The sequence below is a fragment of the Rhodococcus sp. IEGM 1302 genome (genome assembly GCF_030056935.1).
Taxonomy (GTDB): domain Bacteria; phylum Actinomycetota; class Actinomycetes; order Mycobacteriales; family Mycobacteriaceae; genus Rhodococcus_F; species Rhodococcus_F qingshengii.
In genome coordinates this window covers 1-20,357 of sequence record NZ_JASHKY010000040.1, presented here as the reverse complement: position 1 = coordinate 20,357, position 20,357 = coordinate 1, and the positions used below count along the sequence as shown (strand labels likewise).

Annotated in this window: 19 protein-coding genes; 6 read left to right on the top strand and 13 right to left on the bottom strand. The window is 64.9% G+C overall.

What is annotated here, in order from left to right; translation table 11 throughout:
* Positions 1 to 62: 62 nt before the first annotated feature.
* The gene (locus QM609_RS27775) at positions 63 to 725 is read right to left on the bottom strand and encodes a response regulator (protein ID WP_007729374.1); all 663 of its coding nucleotides are present in this window, start codon (positions 723 to 725) and stop codon (positions 63 to 65) included.
* A 9-nt stretch (positions 726 to 734) separates the two neighbouring features.
* Complete coding sequence (locus QM609_RS27770; RefSeq protein ID WP_042447443.1) at positions 735 to 2,009, bottom strand: sensor histidine kinase; 1,275 nt, start codon at positions 2,007 to 2,009, stop codon at positions 735 to 737.
* Between the two features lie 164 nt (positions 2,010 to 2,173).
* Between QM609_RS27770 and QM609_RS27765 the strand changes: the two genes are divergently transcribed.
* Positions 2,174 to 2,848: a membrane protein gene (locus QM609_RS27765; protein WP_039973090.1), complete on the top strand. Its 675-nt coding sequence runs from the start codon at positions 2,174 to 2,176 to the stop codon at positions 2,846 to 2,848.
* Positions 2,845 to 4,245 (top strand): alpha/beta-hydrolase family protein, encoded by a 1,401-nt coding sequence (locus QM609_RS27760; RefSeq protein WP_050655134.1) that lies wholly within the window; start codon positions 2,845 to 2,847, stop codon positions 4,243 to 4,245. Before QM609_RS27765 ends, QM609_RS27760 begins: the two co-directional genes overlap by 4 nt.
* 57 nt (positions 4,246 to 4,302) lie before the next feature.
* Here QM609_RS27760 and gatA read toward each other — a convergent pair whose 3' ends face one another.
* Both gatA and gatC read right to left on the bottom strand, forming a co-directional pair.
* Positions 4,303 to 5,781, bottom strand: coding sequence for an Asp-tRNA(Asn)/Glu-tRNA(Gln) amidotransferase subunit GatA (gene gatA, locus QM609_RS27755; protein WP_007729384.1), 1,479 nt, complete (start codon positions 5,779 to 5,781; stop codon positions 4,303 to 4,305).
* Positions 5,778 to 6,077: an Asp-tRNA(Asn)/Glu-tRNA(Gln) amidotransferase subunit GatC gene (gatC, locus tag QM609_RS27750; RefSeq protein ID WP_003944747.1), complete on the bottom strand. Its 300-nt coding sequence runs from the start codon at positions 6,075 to 6,077 to the stop codon at positions 5,778 to 5,780. The genes gatA and gatC overlap by 4 nt, the downstream gene beginning before the upstream one ends.
* Before the next feature lie 280 nt (positions 6,078 to 6,357).
* Between gatC and QM609_RS27745 the strand changes: the two genes are divergently transcribed.
* On the top strand, positions 6,358 to 7,008 hold the full coding sequence (locus QM609_RS27745) for an ACT domain-containing protein (RefSeq protein ID WP_003944719.1): 651 nt from the start codon (positions 6,358 to 6,360) through the stop codon (positions 7,006 to 7,008).
* Positions 7,009 to 7,021: 13 nt separating this feature from the next.
* On the opposite strand, the gene QM609_RS27740 is transcribed toward QM609_RS27745, so the two are convergent.
* From QM609_RS27740 to QM609_RS27700, 9 genes are all read right to left on the bottom strand, one after another.
* The gene (locus QM609_RS27740; RefSeq protein WP_003944764.1) at positions 7,022 to 7,510 is read right to left on the bottom strand and encodes a GNAT family N-acetyltransferase; all 489 of its coding nucleotides are present in this window, start codon (positions 7,508 to 7,510) and stop codon (positions 7,022 to 7,024) included.
* Positions 7,511 to 7,557: 47 nt separating this feature from the next.
* Positions 7,558 to 9,639 carry an NAD-dependent DNA ligase LigA gene (ligA, locus tag QM609_RS27735; RefSeq protein ID WP_007729389.1) on the bottom strand — a complete coding sequence of 694 codons (2,082 nt, stop codon included), beginning with the start codon at positions 9,637 to 9,639 and terminating at the stop codon, positions 7,558 to 7,560.
* Between the two features lie 81 nt (positions 9,640 to 9,720).
* Positions 9,721 to 10,743, bottom strand: coding sequence for a uroporphyrinogen decarboxylase/cobalamine-independent methonine synthase family protein (locus tag QM609_RS27730; protein WP_050655133.1), 1,023 nt, complete (start codon positions 10,741 to 10,743; stop codon positions 9,721 to 9,723).
* Complete coding sequence (gene mnmA / locus QM609_RS27725; RefSeq protein ID WP_050655132.1) at positions 10,740 to 11,852, bottom strand: tRNA 2-thiouridine(34) synthase MnmA; 1,113 nt, start codon at positions 11,850 to 11,852, stop codon at positions 10,740 to 10,742. The genes QM609_RS27730 and mnmA overlap by 4 nt, the downstream gene beginning before the upstream one ends.
* On the bottom strand, positions 11,852 to 13,081 hold the full coding sequence (locus tag QM609_RS27720) for a cysteine desulfurase family protein (RefSeq protein WP_019747909.1): 1,230 nt from the start codon (positions 13,079 to 13,081) through the stop codon (positions 11,852 to 11,854). Before QM609_RS27720 ends, mnmA begins: the two co-directional genes overlap by 1 nt.
* A gap of 52 nt (positions 13,082 to 13,133) precedes the next feature.
* Positions 13,134 to 14,033, bottom strand: a complete 900-nt coding sequence (locus QM609_RS27715; RefSeq protein ID WP_050655131.1) for a lysophospholipid acyltransferase family protein — start codon at positions 14,031 to 14,033, stop codon at positions 13,134 to 13,136.
* Positions 14,033 to 14,869 (bottom strand): GNAT family N-acetyltransferase, encoded by an 837-nt coding sequence (locus QM609_RS27710; RefSeq protein ID WP_050655130.1) that lies wholly within the window; start codon positions 14,867 to 14,869, stop codon positions 14,033 to 14,035. The genes QM609_RS27715 and QM609_RS27710 overlap by 1 nt, the downstream gene beginning before the upstream one ends.
* A 136-nt stretch (positions 14,870 to 15,005) precedes the next feature.
* Positions 15,006 to 15,962 carry an electron transfer flavoprotein subunit alpha/FixB family protein gene (locus tag QM609_RS27705; RefSeq protein WP_003944698.1) on the bottom strand — a complete coding sequence of 319 codons (957 nt, stop codon included), beginning with the start codon at positions 15,960 to 15,962 and terminating at the stop codon, positions 15,006 to 15,008.
* Between the two features lie 48 nt (positions 15,963 to 16,010).
* A complete protein-coding gene (locus tag QM609_RS27700; RefSeq protein ID WP_003944754.1) occupies positions 16,011 to 16,811 on the bottom strand; it encodes an electron transfer flavoprotein subunit beta/FixA family protein in 801 nt (266 codons plus the stop codon).
* Between the two features lie 271 nt (positions 16,812 to 17,082).
* On the opposite strand from QM609_RS27700, the gene QM609_RS27695 reads away from it, so the two are divergent.
* The 3 genes from QM609_RS27695 to QM609_RS27685 all read left to right on the top strand — a co-directional run.
* Positions 17,083 to 17,862, top strand: a complete 780-nt coding sequence (locus QM609_RS27695; protein ID WP_042451468.1) for a class I SAM-dependent methyltransferase — start codon at positions 17,083 to 17,085, stop codon at positions 17,860 to 17,862.
* A 29-nt stretch (positions 17,863 to 17,891) separates the two neighbouring features.
* Positions 17,892 to 19,418 carry a 1,4-alpha-glucan branching protein domain-containing protein gene (locus QM609_RS27690; protein WP_037125876.1) on the top strand — a complete coding sequence of 509 codons (1,527 nt, stop codon included), beginning with the start codon at positions 17,892 to 17,894 and terminating at the stop codon, positions 19,416 to 19,418.
* The coding region (locus tag QM609_RS27685; protein ID WP_283337625.1) for a glycosyltransferase family 4 protein at positions 19,415 to 20,357 on the top strand (943 nt) is incomplete at its 3' end. The genes QM609_RS27690 and QM609_RS27685, both read left to right, overlap by 4 nt.

The following is a 20,357-nucleotide window of genomic DNA, read 5'->3' as shown; positions in this document are numbered from 1 at the left end:
GTCACCGTATTGCCGCAGGATAGCGGCGTTGCCGAGCCGCAACGCCGAGCCGCACGGGATCACTAACCTGGCGTGACGAGCCCGCTTTCGTACGCCAACACGACTGCCTGGGCGCGATCGCGCAGATCGAGCTTCGACAGCACCTTCCCGACATGGGTCTTGACGGTCTGCTCGGCGACGAACAGCCGCTCGGCGATCTCGACGTTGGACAATCCGCGGGCGATCAGTTCGAGTACCTCGCGCTCACGCGGGGTCAGGGCGTCCAGCGCTGCGGGCCGTGCGCGCGGGGCCGCCCGCCGGCTGGTCACATCGGCAATCAGACGCCGAGTCACCGTCGGCGCCAGCAAAGCCTGCCCTTCGGCAACGACGCGTACCGCCCGAATCAGCTCCTCAGCCGGTGCGTCCTTGAGCATGAAACCGCTCGCTCCGACGCTCAGGGCCTCGTAGACGTAGTCGTCGATGTCGAAAGTGGTGAGCATGAGGACTCGCACCGGTGGTTCCCATCCGGCGGACAGAATCTGGCGGGCAGCGTCGAGTCCGTTCATCTCGGGCATGCGAACATCCATCAAGACCACATCCGGACGCAATCGCGCGACCTCGGCGACGGCGATCTTGCCGTCCGGCGCATCGCCGATCACGCTGATGTCGGGCTGGGCGGAGAGTAGGGCTCCGAACCCTTGTCGAACCATCGCCTGGTCGTCTGCGATGAATACTGTGATGGGCACTCGGACAGCCTAGGCGGGCATCGACGGCAACTCGGCCCGGACCTCGAACCCTCCGTCCTGTCGCCGGTTTGCCAGCAGCATGCCGCCCACCGCCGAAGCCCGCTCGCGCATTCCGCGGATTCCGTTGCCACCAGTGGTTTCCGACGCCGAGTGCTGATTGCCACCCAATGGCGAAGGTCCGTTGTTCACGAGCGCGCTCACCGATTGCGGACCGAAGGCCACGGCGACATCGATGGGTCCGCCTGGCGAATGCCTGGCCGCGTTGGTGATCGACTCCTGAATGATCCGGTAGAGCGCAAGGCCCGTGGATTCCGAGACCGACGCTCGATCACCGTCGACTCGCCACGACACCGGCAAACCGGCACGGGTACTGCCGAGCAACAGTTCGTCCAACTGGTCGACGCCCGGTTGCGGAGCTGTCACCATGTGGTCCCCGTCGCTGCGCAGTACTCCGAGGAGACCACGAATCTCGTTGAGCGCTGCTCGCCCTGTCTCACTTATCGATTCGAATTCGGTTCGGATCTCCGGAGTGACTGCATCGAGTCTGTACGGCGCACTCTGAGCTTGCACGACCACCATCGACATGTGGTGGGCCACGATGTCGTGCAAGTCGCGCGCGATCCGCGCCTTCTCCTCGAGGATCGTGCGTCGAGTGCGTTCGAGTTCGCTGACTTCCTCCTGCTTGGCCAACTGGCGGCGCGAGAGGACCAACCAGCGGATCAACAGGCAGAAGACGACCAGGGCACTCAGCCCGACAGCCCAACCGGCGCCGTCGCTTCCCGGGGCGTTGCCGAGAAAGAGCAGCACCGTGGCGATCCAGGCGACACCGACAACCTGAATGGGCGCCCGCAGACTCACTGCGGCCAGCAACGACATCAGCACGATGATGTGGACGACCTGCCACGGGTAGTCGTAACCGGGAGTGTTGTCGAACACCAACGGGATGATCAACGCCGAGACCGCCGACACCGCCCACCCCAACGGAGCGTTGATCCGGATCAGGACGAACGGAAATGCAGCCAACGCGGCGACGAAGGGCATGATCGGCGGCGAAACATGATGCGTCAGTTGCAGTGTCGGCCAGGCAATCGAATAGAGGATCAGAGTGATCGCTACGATGACGATGTTCCAGAACTGACCGCGGGCCACGAAACTGGTTGCCCGACGCACTTTCTCCGAATGAACGACCGCCCCGTCGAGGCCGGACAGCATCGACCCGGCGGTGGCGTATGTCGGCGCGGGCACATCCGGTGCACCCTTGTTCTTCCTACGGACCTTGATCACTCGTCAAGCCTATGAAGGCGAACCCCGAAAGTCCTCATACTGCAGAGTGAGATCCCCCTACCTCCGAGGTATCACAGGGGAGGGAATTCTCACCCGAATGCGCGTCGGAGAACCCCTCCACAGAGCGATGACCGCCAGGATTGTCCGTTCATAGCGTGAACGGCATGCGGATCACACGGGTGAAAGACATCTCTCGAAGCGCCGGCACCTGGGCGGCCCTGGCGCTGGCTGCAACGGCAGCGATCACGGTCACTGCCGGAGCGAGCGGAGCCCAGTCGCCGCGCACCGAGAATTCGAACGCATCCAGGGCGATCGCCACCGTGACTACTGCGGATGCCGCTGACGCTGCGACCACCATCCCGGCGGACTTTGCGGCATTCGCCGGTTACACCCCCGCCGTCGTCGACGGATACCTCGCCAATCCCCACGGCGACTGCTCGTCGCCGGTCCCACTTCCCGACGAATTCGACTCGGCCTGCAAAGCGCACGATCTCGGCTACGACCTACTCCGCTACGCGCATTCGCACGGAACGGAACTGGGGCCGTGGGCACGTCAGGTCCTCGACGGTCAGCTCGACCAGCGAATGCATGCCGCGTGTGAAGACCGCACGTCCTTTCTCTCACGAGGGTATTGCTTCGCGATGGCCGATGTAGCCGTCACGGCTGTGAACGGAAACTCCTGGCGCCAAAGCTATCTGACGCCGGTCGCGGAATCGGGATTCGGTTACGGCACGGCCGGTGTTCTGGCAGTCTCCGCCTTCGGCTTCACCCTGATGCGATCGCGGCGCCTCGACCCGTCGAACGAGTTCTCCTACTCCCCGAAAGCGATTGCAGCATGAGCGTTCTGAATGCGTCACGGACCCCCGTCCTCGCCCGAGTCGGGGCGCTCGCACTCCCCCGCGTGTCCACGAGCGTCGCCGTGGCAGCGATGTCCGCCATCTCGCTGGCTCCCGGACTCCTGCCGCGATCAGCCGTACTACAAGGGGTGTTCAGCGGTCTGCTCGTCGCGGCCGGACTACTGGCGATGTGGGCGTTCTCCGCGGTAGCCCGTCGGCTCGTCCCCGACCGGGTCAAGGCCCGATTCGACGAACGTCATTGGCGCATCACCGCGTTCGGGTTGTCGACTGCCGGCACCGCAGTTGCGATGTTCGCCGCCGCCGGTTGGCAGAACTCGTTGCGAGCGGCGATGGGCGCACCGTCTGCCGGACTTCTCCACTGGGCGGAGGCGGGTTGCATTGCAGCACTGACCGCACTTGGTCTCTGGGGCATCGGGATCGGAATTTCGAAGGCGCTGCGGTGGATGGGTTTCGCGCGGAGCGTCGGCGCACTGGTCATGGGTGTTCTCGGGGTGCAGTTGGTAGTCGGTCCCGTCGTGTGGAACGGCCTCGCCGATTCGTTCGACAAGTCCAACGCGTACATCGACACCGCTCTGACACAGCCACTTTCGGCCTCTGTGTCAGGCAGCCCCGAATCTCTCATCTCGTGGACGTCGATGGGGGCGGAGGGACGCAAATTCGTCGCAGCAGGCGAAGACTCGGTGCGTGTCTACGCCGGTTTGGATTCGGCACCCGACACTGCATCACGTGCCGCTCTCGCGGTGAGCGAACTCGATCGCGTCGGCGGCTTTGCCCGCAACAGCGTCGTAGTGGCCGTTCCGACCGGATCGGGGTGGATCGACACGCATGCAGTCGACGGTATCGAGCAACGGTTCGGCGGCGACGTCGCAATAGTCGGGCAGCAATACTCCGACGCACCCAGTTGGGCGACATTCCTGTTCAGCCGCGACGACGCCGAAGAATCGGCAACCGCTCTGTTCACCGCCGTCGGCAGCCACATTGCCGCTATGCCCGCCGAGGATCGACCGGACCTGTTCCTCTACGGACAGAGCCTCGGCGCCGTCGGCGGCAGCGCCGCACTGACCGAGGCTTTGTCCGAGGGCAGTCCCACCACCGCGTGCGACGTGTTGTGGGCCGGTCCCCCGGCGGGCGCGACACGAACGGACGGCGCAACCGTCCTCGCGAACACTTCCGACCCGGTGGTGTGGTGGTCGCCTGCCCTCGCGACACAGAAACCGGATCTGAGCCGTGCCGTGCAAGATGCACCGATCCCGCAGTGGATCCCGGGTGTCACGTTCTTGCAGACCACCGTCGACATGCTCGGTTCGCTCGGTGTCCCCGCCGGTCACGGCCATCGCTACGGAACCGATCAGGGGACGGCCCTGAGAACTTGCTCCTGAAACTGCTGTGCGCCTTTATTAACCGCGGGGGGTTGATAAAGGCGCACAGCAAACAGGTCAGACTGCAGTCGCGATCGGGCCGCGAGCTGCTTCGTAGGCGGCACCGACACGGTAGAGGCGCTCGTCAGCCATGGCGGGCGCCATGATCTGCAAGCCCACCGGCAGGTTGTCGTCCGCGGACAGGCCCGAGGGCACCGACATCGCGCAGTGTCCGGCCAGGTTGGTCGGCAGCGTGCACAGGTCGGAGAGGTACATGGCCAACGGATCGCCGACCTTCTCCCCCAACTTCCACGGCGTGAATGGGCTGGTCGGCGAGACCAGTACGTCCACCTTCTCGTAGGCCTTGTCGAAATCGCGCGCGATGAGCGTACGAACCTTGAGCGCCGAACCGTAGTAGGCGTCGTAGTATCCCGAGGACAGTGCGTAGGTACCGATCATGATGCGGCGCTTGACCTCCGGACCGAAACCGGCGGCGCGGGTTGCCGCCATGACCTGGTCGGCACTCATGTTGCCGTCGTCGACACGCAGTCCGTAGCGCATGGCGTCGAAGCGAGCCAGGTTGGACGAGACCTCACTGGGCAGCACCAGGTAGTACGACGCGAGCGCATGCTCGAAGCTCGGGCACGAAACCTCGACAACTTCGGCGCCCAAAGCCTTGAGTTGCTCGACAGCAGCGTCGAAGGAAGCGATGACGCCGGGCTGGTAGCTGTCGGAGTGAAGTTCCTTGACCACACCGACTTTGACGCCGCGCAGGTCGCCGGCTGCACCTTCACGTGCCGCAGCGACCACCGGACGCACGGGGGCGTCGATGGACGTGGAGTCACGCGGATCGTGCCCGGCGATGACCTCGTGCAGCAGAGCGGTGTCGAGCACGGTGCGGCCACAGGGACCGCCCTGATCGAGCGAGGACGCGCACGCGACGAGTCCGAAGCGTGAGACAGTTCCGTACGTCGGCTTGGTTCCGACCGTCGCGGTGACCGCAGCGGGCTGACGGATCGAACCGCCGGTGTCAGTGCCGATGGCCAGCGGGGCCTGACGGGACGCGAGCGCCGCTGCGCTACCGCCGCCCGAGCCACCGGGGATGCGGGTGACGTCCCACGGGTTACGCGTCGGGCCGAAGGCCGAGTTCTCGGTCGAAGAGCCCATCGCGAACTCGTCGAGGTTCGTCTTGCCGAGGATCGGGATGCCGGCAGCGCGCAGCTTGGAGGTCAGAGTCGCGTCGTACGGCGCGACCCAGCCTTCGAGAATCTTCGACGCACAGGTGGTCGGCATGTCCGTCGTGGTGAAGATGTCCTTCAACGCGATCGGAACGCCGGCGAGTGCCGAAGCAGGTTCGTTTCCGCCTGCGAGCGAGTTGTCCACTGCTGCGGCGGCTTCGAGAGCCTGTTCGCCTGCAACGTGCAGGAAGGCGTGGTACTCGGTGTCGACGGCCGCGATGCGGTCGAGATGCGCCTGCGTGACCTCTACGGAGGACACCTCACGCGAGTGGATCTTGCCGGCCAGCTCAGCGGCGTCCAGCGTGGTCAGATCGGTCATTCGCCCTCTCCAAGGATCTGCGGAACCGCAAAGCGATCCTGTTCGACTGCGGGTGCTCCGGACAATGCCTGCTCGGGGGTCAACCCGGGCACGATCACGTCGGGGCGCGTCACGTTGGTGACGGCATTGGGATTCGCCATGGGCGGGACGTCGTCGGCCGCAACCTCGGTGACCACCTTGACGTGGTTGAGAATCGAATCCAACTGACCGGCGAACTCGTCGAGTTCGGCATCGGACAGGGCGAGTCTGGACAGCCGCGCGAGGTGCGCGACCTCGTCACGGGAGATGGCAGGCACCGCGGGGCCCCTTTCGGAAGAGGACGTGAACATTGCCGGTCCAGCCTAGTTGCTCGCCGCGACAGACCTGTAAGCACGCCCGCTGTATCGAACGACGAGCACGCTCACTGTGTCGATCGCCACGCCGAAAGCCCGCAGTGTGTTTCGCTCGTGTGACAAGCATGTGCATCTGGCGTGACGCCGCCGCGGCGCCCACCATCGCAGGTTGGGCAAGTGCAAAGATGAGTCAGGCCCGGGTCGACGTGATCCGGGCGAGAACCGATCAGCGAAAGGCACGCACGTGTCGTACCTGCTTCGCGTCCAACTGCCCGATCGACCAGGCAGCCTCGGCGCGCTCGCCGTAGCTCTCGGATCCGTGGGCGCAGACATCCTCTCCCTCGACGTCGTGGAACGAGGTGACGGTTTTGCCATCGACGACCTCGTGGTCGACGTCGAACCGGGCGCGCTGCCCGACACCTTGATCACCGCTGCCGAGCATCTACCGGACGTGCTGGTCGATTCGATCCGCCCCTACGCCGGGATTCTCGACACTCACCGTGAGCTCGAACTCATAGATTCCGTTGCGACGGCCCGAAACGATCGACTACAGGTCCTCGTCGACGGCGCGCCGCGTGTACTGCGAGTCGGCTGGTGCGTCGTCGCGGACATCGGCAAGCACGGTGCGTACCGCGTCGTCGGTAGCGCCGGCGCGCCGGAAACCCACGCCACCGACATTCCGTGGATGCCACTGGACAAGCCCACCGCCCTCGACGGCGAGGCCGACTGGGTTCCGGACGTATGGCGCGACATGAACACCAGCCTCGCTGCCGCACCTCTCGGCTCCGGCAATCGAGTCCTCATGCTCGGTCGTCCCGGTGGGCCCGAATTCCGCCCTTCGGAGATAGCCCGCCTCGGCTACCTCGCAGGAATCGTGGCGACGGTACTGGGTTGACCAGGCTGGCTGATCAGGCCAGGCCGCGAACCATGACGGTCAGTTCCATACCGCGAATCGGCTCCCACGCCCGCTCGGGATCGGGGACGAAACCGTTGCGGTCGTAGATACGACGGGCATCGACCATCTCGGGCTGCGTCGAGATGACCACCGAGTGATCGCCGCGGTCGTAGGCTTCGGCGATCACTGCGCGAACCAATGCGGTTCCGGCGCCCGATCCCCGAGCTTGCGGCGAGACTGCGAGCATGCGGAACTCGAGTTCTCCCTTCTGCGCAACATCCGCGAAGGGCGTGCCGGGTTCTGCGATCGTCAACGAGCCCACGACTTCGTCGCCGAGAACCGCAACCAACACCCGGCCCTGCTCCACCCGAGTTGCGGTGTCTCGCAGGCGCTCCGCGTACGGCGATCCGCCGGCGACAAATCCGCCACCCACGTACGACTGCACAGTCAGCTCCCCGACGGTCTCGAACTCAGCCGGTAGAACTTCACGAATCTCGATCATGGCGTCACTATCGCACCCAGCACACCAATCTCAGAAATCGGACAAAGTCACTCTGGTTCGTCCAAATCGGTGGGAGCGACCGCATCCGGGCCATCTTCGAGCAACCGCCGAAAGCCGTCTTCGTCGAGCACCGGCACACCCAATTCGACCGCCTTGTCGTGCTTGGAACCGGGCGCTTCACCGACGACGACAAACGCAGTCTTCTTCGAGACCGACCCAGCCGCCTTGCCGCCGCGTACCAGAATCGCTTCCTTCGCCTGATCACGTGAGTAGGTCTCGAGCGAACCGGTGACGACGATCGAGAGGCCCTCGAGATTGCGCGGAATCGAATCGTCGCGTTCGTCCTCCATGCGTACTCCGGCCGACGCCCACTTATCGACGATCTGCTGGTGCCAGTCGACGGAGAACCACTCCACGACGGCGGCGGCGATAGTCGATCCGACGCCGTCGACTGCAGCCAACTCGTCGACCGAGGCTTCCCGAATGCGTTGCAGCGAGCCGAATTCGCCGGCCAACGCCCTCGCGGCAGTGGGGCCGACGTGCCGAATCGACAGTGCCACAAGCACTCTCCACAGCGGCTTGTCCTTGGCCGAATCCAGGTTGGCCAGCAAGCGTTTTCCGTTGGCGGACAGGGATCCCGCATTGGTGCGGAAGATCGGAACTTCGATCAGTTTCTCGGCGTCGAGTGAGAAGAGATCGCCCTCGTCGCCGATGACCTTCGCCTCCAACAGCCCGGTCGCGGCCTCGTAACCGAGCACCTCGATGTCGAATGCACCGCGCCCCGAGACGTGGAACACGCGCTCGCGCAACTGCGCCGGGCAGTACTGCTGATTGGGGCATCGCACGTCGACGTCGCCCTCTTTCGCGGGTGCCAACAACGTGCCGCACTCGGGACAATGTGTCGGCATGACGAACTCGCGCTCGGTACCGTCACGAACGTCTGCCACGGGACCGAGAACCTCGGGGATGACGTCTCCGGCCTTGCGCAACACCACGGTGTCGCCGATCAGCACACCCTTGCGCTTGACCTCCGAGCCGTTGTGCAGCGTGGCCAAGGACACAGTGGAACCCGCCACCGTGACGGGTTCCATGTACGCGAACGGCGTCACACGACCCGTACGTCCGACACTGACCCGGATGTCGAGGAGCTTGGTCGTGACCTCTTCCGGCGGGTACTTGTACGCGATCGCCCACCGTGGTGCGCGCGACGTGGTGCCCAGACGTCGATGTAACGACATCTCGTCGACCTTGACCACCAACCCGTCGATCTCGTGCTCGACGTCGTGGCGGTGTTCTCCCCAGTACTTCATCTTCTCGACCACGGCGTCGGCGCCGACCACCCGTGAGGTGTGCGTGGACACCGGCAGACCCCAGGCGGCGAGGGCCACGTAGGCGTCGTACTGCGAGGCCGGCTCGAAACCTTCCATGCGCCCGAACCCGTGGCAGATCATTCCGAGGCGGCGACGCGCGGTGACGGCAGGATTCTTCTGACGCAGGGAGCCCGCCGCGGAGTTGCGCGGATTGGCGAACGGCGCCTTCCCCTCCTCCACCAGGGAGGCATTGAGTGCTGCGAAGTCCTCGAGGCGGAAGAACACCTCGCCACGCACCTCGAGCAGGCTCGGAATCGGGTACTCGTCCGTGGCGGTAAGGCGCTCCGGGATGTCGTTGATCGTCAGAGCGTTGAGCGTGACCAGCTCGCCCGTACGACCGTCACCGCGGGTTGCGGCACGAACGAGTTTGCCGTTCTCGTAGACGAGATTGAGGGCGACACCATCGATTTTCACTTCACAGAGATAGTGCAGTTCCGGCCCGGTTTCCTGCTCTACCTTGGCGATCCATGCTCGGAGCTCCGACTCGTCGAAGACGTTGTCGAGGCTGAGCATCCGCTCGAGGTGGTCGACGGACGTGAAGTCAGTCGCGAATCCGCCACCGACGAGTTGCGTCGGAGAATCGGGAGTTCGCAGATCCGGGTACTGCTCTTCGAGAGCATTGAGCTGCCCGAGCAATGTGTCGAATGCACCGTCCGAAATGACGGGCGCATCACGAACGTAGTAGCGGAACTGATGCTGGCGTACCTCTTCGGCCAGCTCCGTCCACTGCTCGCGCGCCTCGTTGGGCGCTGGCTGCATTGCATCCGCGGTTTCAGTCACAGCTAGAAGATTATCGGTTCACACCGACACACCACACGACTCCACATCGGAACGCACACACTAGAACGCCGACGGATCGTCCACCAATGCCTTGCCGACGTCTGTACACAGCCGAAGGGCGGCACGAGCCCAGTCGAGGTTCGCACCCGCAAGACCGCAACGCGGAGTGACCGCGACCTGGGTCTGCAGGAGTTCACGCGAGAAGCCGAGACGATCCACCAGGGTGACGGCGGGCATCGCACACTCTTTCCACGTCACCGGCTTTTCCGGCTCCACGGACGGAACCAGACCGAGCGCCAATTCCTTGCCGGCGTCGAACAACTGGCCGATACCGTCGAGATCGCGTGAGCCGATGAGCGACATGTCGAAGCTCACGCCGAACGCCTGGCTTCGCCTCAGTAGATCCCACGGCATGTCTGTGCCGCAACTGTGGACGATTGTGGGCAGTCCGCAACCGCTGATCGTCGAGTCGAGTACGGCGAGTGCCTCGGGTTCCGGCAGTGCCGGAACGCTCTCCATCTTGGTGCGCCCAGGCAGCGAACCGGCCAGAACTGCCGCGATCTGCGGCTCGTCCAACTGAATCACCACTGCGGCGCCGGTGCGGCGAGTGACCTCGGCCGCATGACGCGCGAGACCCTCACCGAGTGATTCTGCGACGTCGCGGAGCGCACCGCGGTCGACGAGAACTCGCGAACCGTTTGCGACTTCGATCTCGGCGCCGAGTGTCAGCGGGCCGGCGACTTGGAGCTTGACGACGTGGTCTCCGCCGACCAAGCGCGCCGACTCCCAGGCTTCCTCGAGCGCGTCGAGATCCTGATTCAGAAAGTCCTCGGCTCGCTTCGCGACATTGCCCCTCCGAGGCACGACTCGATAGGCACGGGTCGAGGCGTCGAGGTTGATATCGACCAGAATTGCCCCCGCCCGGCCGACCATGTCAGCGCCGAGACCGCGGCTCGGCAACTCCACCAGATGCGGGAAACCACCCAGCTCACCGAGGATGGTTGCGGCACTTTCGCGGGCATCCGTGCCCGGCCAGGATCCGATTCCGGTGACGAGACCACCGATGGAAACCTGCTGCGTCACAGTGTGTTCGGCTCGGATTCGGTACCCGAGATGGTGCCACTGCCGAGAACCTGGTCGCCCAGTTCGCGGTCGGGGCGATACAACACGACGGCCTGTCCCTTTGCGACGCCGGTCAGTGGTTCGCGCAACGAGATCGAGATACCGCCGCTTGAAGTACCGTCGTCGACGGCCTCCGCAACAGCCTGCGCCAGTCCACCGTGCGCACGAACCTGCACCATGCATTCGACAGGGCCCTCCGGCGCCTGGCCCGAGGTCCAGATCGCACGCTGCGCCGAGATGGCCCAGACGTCGAGATTCTTGGCCGAACCCACTCGAACCGTTCCGGTTTCGGGCTCGATCGCGGTCACGTACCGCGGACGGCCGTCACCCGCCGGACCTTCGACGCCGAGACCCTTGCGCTGTCCGATCGTGAAGCCGTGTACGCCGTCGTGTGCAGAGAGGACTTCACCCGAATCGGCGTCGACGACGCTTCCCGGACGAACGCCGATGCGCGCACCCAGGAATGCTCGTGTGTCGCCGGTCGGGATGAAGCAGATGTCGTGACTGTCAGGCTTGTTCGCCACAGCCAGACCGCGCTCGGCGGCTTCCTCGCGGATCTGTTCTTTCGGTGTGTCACCGATCGGGAACATCGCTCGCGAAAGCTGCTCAGCCGTCAGCACACCGAGGACATACGACTGGTCCTTGTCAGCGTCGACCGCCCGGCGCAGGACGCCGTCTTCGAGGCGCGCGTAGTGACCGGTCGCCACGGCGTCGAAGCCGAGAGCGACTGCACGGTCGGCGAGTGCGGTGAACTTGATCTTCTCGTTGCAGCGCAGGCACGGATTGGGGGTCTCACCCGCTGCGTACGACGCCACGAAGTCGTCGATCACGTCTTCCTTGAAGCGATCGGCGAAATCCCAGACGTAGAAGGGTATTCCGAGAACGTCGGCGGCGCGCCTGGCGTCGCCGGCATCTTCCTTCGAGCAGCATCCACGCGAACCCGTCCGCAATGCGCCCGGCGCCGTGGACAAAGCAAGATGAACGCCGACGACGTCGTGTCCGGCGGCGACAGCGCGGGCGGCGGCGACAGCGGAGTCGACACCTCCGCTCATGGCTGCGAGTACTCGCATCAGCGATCCCCTCCACGCGAACCGGCACCGGCAAGACCGGCGGCCCGAGCGCGCTCTACTACTTGTGGAAGCGCAGCGATGAGCGCGTCCACATCGGTGACACTCGACGTATGTCCGAGCGAAAATCTCAGTGAGCCACGCGCGACGGGCGATTCGACGCCCATCGCGATCAAGACATGGCTGGCTCTGGCCACACCGGCGGTGCAGGCCGAACCGGTGGAACATTCGATACCGGCGGCGTCGAGCAGCATCAGCAACGAATCGCCCTCGCAGCCGGGGAAGGTGAAGTGCGCGTTACCGGGAAGCCGATCGGATCCGGTCGGGCCGTTGAGCACCGACTCGGGAAGAATCTCCAGGACTCCGTCGATCAAACGGTCACGCAACTGCGCCAATTCCCTTGTGCTGGAATCGAAATTCTCGACGTTTGCGCGCAGCGCCGCAGCCATCCCGACAACGCCCGCAGTATCCGGAGTGCCCGAACGCAGATCACGTTCGTGTCCGCCGCCGTGAAGGAGCGGCACACACGGAACCTGGCGTCCGAGCAGCAGTGCGCCGACGCCGTGCGGACCACCGAACTTGTGCGCCGCGATGCTCAGCGCGGACAATTTGCTCGCCGCGAAATCGACCGGCAATTGTGCAACTGCCTGAACCGCGTCGCTGTGCATCGGAATCTCGAACTCAGCCGAAATCTCCGCCAACTCCACGATCGGCATGATCGAGCCGACCTCGTTGTTGGCCCACATCACCGTCACGAGTGCTACCTCGTCGGCGTGGACGGAAAGCTCGTCACGCAAGGTCTGCGGATCGACGACACCGTTCTCGTCGACCGGCAACCACGTCACGCGCGCGCCCTCGTGCTGCTCGAGCCACTCGACGGCGTCGAGCACAGCATGATGCTCGACGGAGCTGGCCAGGATGCGAGTGCGTCGCGGGTCTGCGTCACGGCGAGCCCAGTAGATGCCCTTGACCGCGAGATTGTCGCTCTCGGTGCCTCCGGAGGTGAAGATGACCTCCGACGGCCGCGCACCCAGGCTGGCGGCGATCGATTCGCGCGATTCCTCGACGCGGCGCCGGGCCGCACGGCCGGAGCCGTGCAGCGAGGACGCGTTGCCCACGGTTTTGAAGGTATCGGTCATCGCCTCGATAGCGGCTGCCGACATCGGAGTCGTGGCGGCATGATCGAGGTACACCGGAAATCCGGCGTGGGCACTGTGTGCAGGCAGAGTCATGGCTTGACAAGGATAGCCCAGCACGAGAGTTCGACCAGCCTCGCTCAGCAGGCTAAGCGCTCATCGCCGGGGAAGGATCGATTTGTCCCATGGCTTGTGTCACGAGTTCCGGTGCGGGGTCGAAGATGTCGTGAGCTGCCAGATCGATGATGTCGACGCCGCGTACGGCTCTCTCGCATCGCTGCGCGAGATCGGCTCGACACTCCCCTGCCTCCTCGAGCGGAGCCAGCCTGACCTTCACCTCGACGTTCTTCTGACGCAGGATCCGACGGATGGACTGACCGATCGTTTCGGTGCCGACAAAGCAGGGTCCGGTGCACAGGGAACCGTCGGCGTTCTCGTAGCGGATCGCCATCGGCTGAACCGGGCATTCGGCGTCGACGGCTGCTTGGAACATCGCCGGACGAAAACCGCCGTACGCCCGCCCGCACCAGGTCGTTCCCTCGGGGAACACCATCACCCGGACACCTCGCTGCAGGCGTTCGCGAACGACGTCGACGGTTCCGGGGAGTTCACGCAGGCGAGCGCGGTCGATGGGGACGACGCGCATCCGGCGCGCGAGACCGCCGAGCACTGCCCAGTCGAGCAGGTCGGCGCGGGCGACGAAGTTGGCCGGAGCAACGGCGCTCGCGACGAGGACGTCGGTCCAGGACACGTGACCGGCGACAACCATGACCCCGTCAGGTTCCGCGCGCCCCAACCGCTGATCGTCGACCGTCAGCTTCATCCCCAGACAACGAAGCAACGCGCGCGAGTATCCGCGTTGCATCTCAGTACGCCAGGTGCGCGGGAGCAGCCAGCCGGCCGAAAGCACAGGCGCAGTCAACAGTGCGGCACCGACCATGACCCCGCGGGCCATCACGGTGATACTCGACACACCGGGTGCGTCCGCGGGTAGGCACCCGTCGCCGCAGGGGCTCGTCGGCACCCAGTACGGCACCGCCGCGGTCATCAGCCGATCCCCGACTCGTGTGCGGCGGCCGCCGATCGCAGCCGTTCCAGATAGCGCTTGTTGGCGGAGTGAAGGCCTTGCAGCGCAACAAAATCGGCCACACCGAACTCGGGATCGTGAGCAGGTTCCCCGCAGATCATCGCGCCCATCCGCAAGTAACCACGGAGCAACGGTGGCATCGTCACGCGTTCCGGTGCGGCGATCTCGTCGAGCGTCAGACCCCCGAGGACCACCGGGTTTCGTGGGATCACCCGCCGCGACCCCGGACTGGCGTGCTTGTTCATCACGAAGTCACGGACGCCGCGGACATCGGCGCCGGCAATTGAATCGGGGCTCGGCAAGACGGGCACGGAGACGCAGCCCATCACCCACTCGTATCCGGTCAACTCGAGATAGTGCAAGATGCCCGACCACATCAGGCTCAGGACGGATCCGGTGCGGTGCGCGGGATCGACGCACGCGCGACCCATTTCGACGATCCTGTTCGACACCGGATCGAGCGCGGAGATGTCGAATTCGGTTGCGGTGTAATACCCACCCGCCGCCGCAGCGGAATCCGGCGGCAGCATTCGGTAGCAGCCGACGTACTCCTCGGTGATGTTGTCACGAACGAGTAGATGATCACAGAATTCGTCGAAGCCGTCGGCGTCGAGTTCGAAGACCCCGGCCGAAGCGGGGAGGGAGAAGCCTGGCTCGGAGGCGAACACTCGGTATCGAAGGCGCTGCGCAGCGACACGATGCTCGCGGTCGGAGGAGACGATCAGGGAATATCTCGGCTGGGCGACCTCACGGCCGAGATTGTCACTCGCGGAGCGAAGGACTGACGTAATTGTCATGCGCAAGGTTTATCGAGCGCGAACGGCGTCTCGGTATCGACGAAGTGACATGCCGATGCAGGCCTGGTGAATAAAGCACTGTGCGCCTTTATCAACCACGGGGGGGTTGATAAAGGCGCACAGCAGTTTGTGCTTTTCAGCCCTTGTGGGACTTCACAGCTTCGGTGAGCTGCGGTGCGACGTTGAACAGGTCGCCCACGATGCCGAAGTCGGCGATCTCGAAGATGGGTGCCTCTTCGTCCTTGTTGACCGCGACGATGGTCTTGGACGTCTGCATGCCGGCACGGTGCTGGATGGCACCGGAAATGCCGAGCGCGATGTACAGCTGCGGGGAGACCGTCTTACCGGTCTGACCGACCTGGAACTGTCCGGGGTAGTAACCCGAGTCCACAGCGGCACGCGAAGCACCGACTGCAGCGCCGAGGGAGTCGGCCAGCTCTTCGACGACGGAGAACTTGTCCGCGCTGCCGACACCACGTCCACCGGAGACGACAACCGACGCCTCGGTGAGCTCCGGGCGGTCGCCGCCGACGATGGGCTCACGCGAGGTGACCTTGACGGCACTCTCGTCCTGGGCCGGAACCTCGACGGTGATCTGCTCGCCTGCGCCGGCCTGCGGAGCAGCCTCGACTGCGCCCGGACGAACCGAGTAGACCGGAACGTCGCCGTTGGCCTTGGCCTCGACGGTGAACGCGCCACCGAAGATGGAGTGGACGCCGGTGCCGTCAGCCTTGATCTCGATGACGTCGGTCAGCAATCCGGAGCCCAGACGTGCGGCCAGACGACCGGCAACCTCTTTGCCCTCGGTGCCGGCTGCGGTGATGACTGCTGCCGGGCTGGTGGACTCGACCAGAGCGGCGAGAACGTCGACCTTGGGGGTGACGAGGTAGCCGTCGATGTCGTCGGACTCGGCGACGTAGATCTTCTCGGCGCCGGCTGCTGCCAGAGCGTCGGCGAGCTTTGCTGCGGTGCCCGCGGGGCCGGCGACAACTGCCGACGGCTCACCGAGTGCGCGTGCAGCGGTGATGAGTTCGGTGCTGACCTTCTTCAGCGCACCCTCTGCGTGCTCTACGAGCACAAGTACTTCTGCCATGACTTAACTCTCCCTGAGTTCTTCTGCTGGATGTCTAGAAGGGCGCGATCAGATGACCTTGTTGCTGACGAGGTACGCGGCAATCTTGGTGCCACCGTCTCCCTCGTCGACGATGCGCTCACCAGCGGTACGGGGGGGCTTGGGGGTGGAGGACGTCACGGTGGTGCCGGCGTTGGCAACTCCGACGGTCTCCGGGTCGACTCCGAGGTCGGCCAGCGTGTAGACGAGAACTTCCTTCTTCTTCGCGGCCATGATGCCCTTGAAGGACGGGAAGCGCGGCTCGTTGATCTTCTCGGTGACCGAGACGATCGCGGGCAGCGAAGCCTCGAGGCCGAAGACGCCCTCGTCGGTCTCGCGCTCACCGGTGATCTTGCCGTCGGCGACGACGACCTTGCGCAGCTGCGTGAGCTGCGGGATGCCCAGGTACTCGGCGATGATGGCCGGAACAGCGCCGACGCGGCCGTCGGTGGCCTCGTTGCCGGCGATGATCAGGTCGGCAGGCTCGTCGTTCTCGAAGGTGATCTGGCCGAGAGCAGCAGCGAGCGTCCATGCGGTCTGGATCGCGTCGGAGCCGTGCAGTGCCGGGTCGTTGATGTGGACGGCCTTGTCGGCGCCCATCGAGAGAGCCTTGCGGATAGCGTCGGTGGCGCGGTCGGGTCCTGCGGACAGCACCGTTACCTCACCGCCCTGAGCTTCCTTGATGAGGAGTGCTTCTTCGACGGAGCGCTCGTTGATCTCGTCGAGGACTGCGTCGGCGGCTTCACGGTCAAGCGTGTAGTCGCCGTCGGTCAGCTTGCGCTCGGACCATGTGTCGGGGACCTGCTTGATCAAAACAACGATATTCGTCATGGGTCTTCGTCGACCTCCTGTGTGTAATTCACCTGATAAATCGTCTGTGGTGCTCGCGCAGTCCGAGCGTCCGAAAAGAGAGTCCGACAGGTCTCCCTACGGGCGAATTTCTCGGTTCACGTCGGCTGTGCGTTAGATTACCCCACGTTAAGTTACCGGTGGGTAACTTAACGTGGAACCTCGTCCACCATAACGGCACGAACAGGAATTGACAGCAGTGATCTGGACCACGGCGAACACGTTCTACTCGGATGGCACTAATCTCGCACGGGTGAGTGAAACGAGTGTCAGCAACCACGAGGACGCACCCCTGCCCTTGACGGGCGAACGAACCGTGCCAGGAATCCCCGAGGAGAACTACTGGTTCCGACGCCACGAAGTGGTGTACCGCGCACTTCTGGAGCGCTGCACGGACCGCCGAGTCCTCGAGGCCGGTTCCGGAGAAGGCTACGGCGCCAACATGATTGCGGACGTCGCAACAAAGGTTACCGGCCTCGACTACGACATCTCCGCGGTCGAGCACGTCCGTGCCCGCTACCCCCGCGTCGAGATGCTCCACGGCAACCTCGCCGAGCTTCCACTGGCGGACAACTCGGTTGACGTCGTCGTCAATTTCCAGGTGATCGAGCACCTGTGGGATCAGGGTCAGTTCCTGCGCGAATGCTTCCGAGTTCTCGCTCCCGGCGGTGAACTTCTCATCAGCACCCCCAACCGGATCACCTTCTCCCCCGGCCGCGACACGCCGCTCAACCCTTTCCACACTCGTGAGCTCAACGCCTCCGAAATGACCGAATTGCTCGAAGACGCCGGATTCCGCGTTCAGTTGATGACCGGCGTCCACCACGGTTCGCGCCTGAAGGAACTCGACGCCAAGCACGGCGGATCGTTCATCAATGCGCAGATCGACCGCGCGTTGGCCGGCGAGCCCTGGCCGGAAGATCTCACCCGCGACGTCGAGGGCATCACCGTCGACGACTTCAGCATCAGCGAACCCGACATCGACGACAGCCTCGACCTCGTCGCTATTGCCGTGAAGGAAACCGGCGAGTGAGTAACGCAACACCCGTCACCGAACCGGGGATGTTCGCCCTGGTTCTGCACTCCCATCTGCCGTGGCTCGCCAACCACGGCAGATGGCCAGTCGGCGAGGAATGGATCTACCAGTCCTGGGCTGCGTCGTACATTCCGCTCGCCGCCGCGCTACGACGCCTGGCCGACGAGGGCCGATCGCACCTGCTGACGCTGGGCATCACGCCCGTACTCGCGGCCCAGTTGGACGATCCCCACTGCCTCGCCGGGATGCATCACTGGCTCGGCAACTGGCAAATCCGTGCCCACGAGGCTGCCGGCATGCCGGACGCGGCGCACCGCGAACTCGGCGCGCGCGAGCACCGGGCCTCAGCTGCCGCTCTCGCAGATTTCGAGACTCACTGGCAGCACGGCGCCTCACCGGTGTTCCGCGACCTCATCGATCGCGAGGCCTTCGAGCTTCTCGGCGGGCCGCTGGCCCACCCGTTCCAACCGCTGCTCGATCCTCGCTTGCGGGCGTTCTCCCTCCGCGAAGGTCTCGCCGACGCTCATGCCCGGTGGAATCACACTCCGACCGGGATCTGGGGACCCGAGTGCGGGTACACCCCGGGCATGGAGCGCGGGTACGCCGAAGCGGGCGTCACCCACTTCATGGTCGACGGCCCCGCCTTGCGCGGCGACACATCCCTCGGCCGCCCGGTTCGAGAATCCGACGTGGTTGCATTCGGCCGCGACCTGCAGGTCAGCTACCGCGTCTGGTCCCCCAAATCCGGATATCCGGGACACGCTGCTTACCGCGACTTCCACACCTACGACCACGAGACGGGCCTCAAGCCGTCGCGGGTCACCGGACGGACCGTCGACTCCGCCGACAAGTTGCCGTACGACCCCGAACTCGCCGCCGCCGCCGTCGACAAGCATGTCGCCGACTTCGTCGAAACCGTTCGGGCGCGTCTGCGCAGTGAATCCACCCGCATCGGCCGCGACGCCCTGGTGGTCGCAGCTTTCGACACCGAACTGTTCGGGCACTGGTGGCACGAGGGTCCGCAGTGGCTCGAAAAACTCCTGCGCGCGCTTCCCGAGGCCGGAATTCGCGTCGGCACCCTCGCCGACGCCAAGGCATCGGGATACGTCGGCGAACCCGTTCAACTCGAGGATTCGTCCTGGGGATCGGGTAAGGACTGGCGTGTCTGGGCCGGCGATCAGGTGTCCGACCTGGTGCAACTGAACTCCGAGGTGGTCGATACCGCGCTCACCACCGTGGACAAGTCTCGCGGACGCGACAACGCACCCGGCCGACCGGAACTGCGAAACCGGGTCAACGATCAGGTACTTCGCGAGACACTGATGACAGTTTCGAGCGATTGGGCATTCATGGTGAGCAAGGATTCGGCCGCGGGGTACGCCCGCGAACGCGCACACAAGCACGCCCACGCGACCAGGGAAATCTCCGAAGCGCTCGTTTCCGGCCGCGATGCCGTCGCCGAGCGACTCGCCGAAGGCTGGAATCGCGCCGACGGGTTGTTCCCGGGACTGGATGCTCGCCGTCTACCTGACACAGAACTGAGTCCGTCGTGAAAATTCTCATCGTCTCGTGGGAGTATCCACCGGTCGTCGTCGGCGGGCTCGGTCGACACGTCCACCATCTCGCCACCGAATTGGCAGCCGCGGGCCACGAGGTCGTGGTTCTCTCGCGCCGCCCCTCCGGCACGGATGCGTCGACGCACCCGACGATTACGCACATTTCCGAGGGCGTCCTTGTCGTCGCAGTGGCCGAGGACCCCGCGCACTTCGTCTTCGGCGAGGACATGCTCGCGTGGACCCTCGCGATGGGTCACGCGATGGTCCGTGCCGGGATGGCGCTGCACAAGCCAGGAGTGGGCGAGGGCTGGCAGCCCGACGTCGTGCACGCGCACGACTGGCTGGTCGCACATCCGGCGATCGCCCTGGCCGAATTCTATGATGTCCCACTGGTTTCCACACTTCACGCCACCGAGGCGGGTCGCCACAGCGGCTGGATCTCCGGACGCATCAACCGCCAGGTCCACTCCGTCGAGTGGTGGCTGGCAAACGAATCCGACTCTCTCATAACTTGTTCGGCGTCCATGCAGGAAGAAGTGACCGAGCTCTACGGCCCGACGCTGCCGCCGATCACCGTCATCCGCAACGGAATCGACGTGACCACGTGGAACTTTCGCGAACGTGGACCGCGATCCGGACCGCCGAAACTCCTCTTCGTCGGCCGCCTGGAATACGAGAAGGGCGTGCAGGACGCCATCGCAGCACTCCCCCGAATCCGTCGTAGCCACCCCGGCACGACCCTCGCGATCGCGGGCGAAGGCACCCAGTTCACCTGGCTCTACCAACAGGCACGCACGCATCGCGTCGCGCGGGCGGTGGACTTTCTCGGCAACCTCGATCACACGGAACTGCTCAGCTGGCTGCACGGAGCGGACGCCATCGTCCTGCCGTCGCGCTACGAGCCGTTCGGGATCATCGCCCTCGAAGCGGCGGCGG

Excerpts from the sequence above, each read along its gene's own strand:
- QM609_RS27765 (WP_039973090.1), top strand. The coding sequence starts at position 2,174 with ATGCGGATCACACGGGTGAAAGACATCTCTCGAAGCGCCGGCACCTGG.
- QM609_RS27760 (WP_050655134.1), top strand. The coding sequence starts at position 2,845 with ATGAGCGTTCTGAATGCGTCACGGACCCCCGTCCTCGCCCGAGTCGGG.
- gatA (WP_007729384.1), bottom strand. The coding sequence starts at position 5,781 with ATGACCGATCTGACCACGCTGGACGCCGCTGAGCTGGCCGGCAAGATC.
- QM609_RS27740 (WP_003944764.1), bottom strand. The coding sequence starts at position 7,510 with ATGATCGAGATTCGTGAAGTTCTACCGGCTGAGTTCGAGACCGTCGGG.
- ligA (WP_007729389.1), bottom strand. The coding sequence starts at position 9,639 with ATGCAGCCAGCGCCCAACGAGGCGCGCGAGCAGTGGACGGAGCTGGCC.
- mnmA (WP_050655132.1), bottom strand. The coding sequence starts at position 11,852 with ATGCGAGTACTCGCAGCCATGAGCGGAGGTGTCGACTCCGCTGTCGCC.
- QM609_RS27720 (WP_019747909.1), bottom strand. The coding sequence starts at position 13,081 with ATGACTCTGCCTGCACACAGTGCCCACGCCGGATTTCCGGTGTACCTC.
- QM609_RS27715 (WP_050655131.1), bottom strand. The coding sequence starts at position 14,033 with ATGACCGCGGCGGTGCCGTACTGGGTGCCGACGAGCCCCTGCGGCGAC.
- QM609_RS27710 (WP_050655130.1), bottom strand. The coding sequence starts at position 14,869 with ATGACAATTACGTCAGTCCTTCGCTCCGCGAGTGACAATCTCGGCCGT.
- QM609_RS27705 (WP_003944698.1), bottom strand. The coding sequence starts at position 15,962 with ATGGCAGAAGTACTTGTGCTCGTAGAGCACGCAGAGGGTGCGCTGAAG.
- QM609_RS27700 (WP_003944754.1), bottom strand. The coding sequence starts at position 16,811 with ATGACGAATATCGTTGTTTTGATCAAGCAGGTCCCCGACACATGGTCC.
- QM609_RS27690 (WP_037125876.1), top strand. The coding sequence starts at position 17,892 with ATGTTCGCCCTGGTTCTGCACTCCCATCTGCCGTGGCTCGCCAACCAC.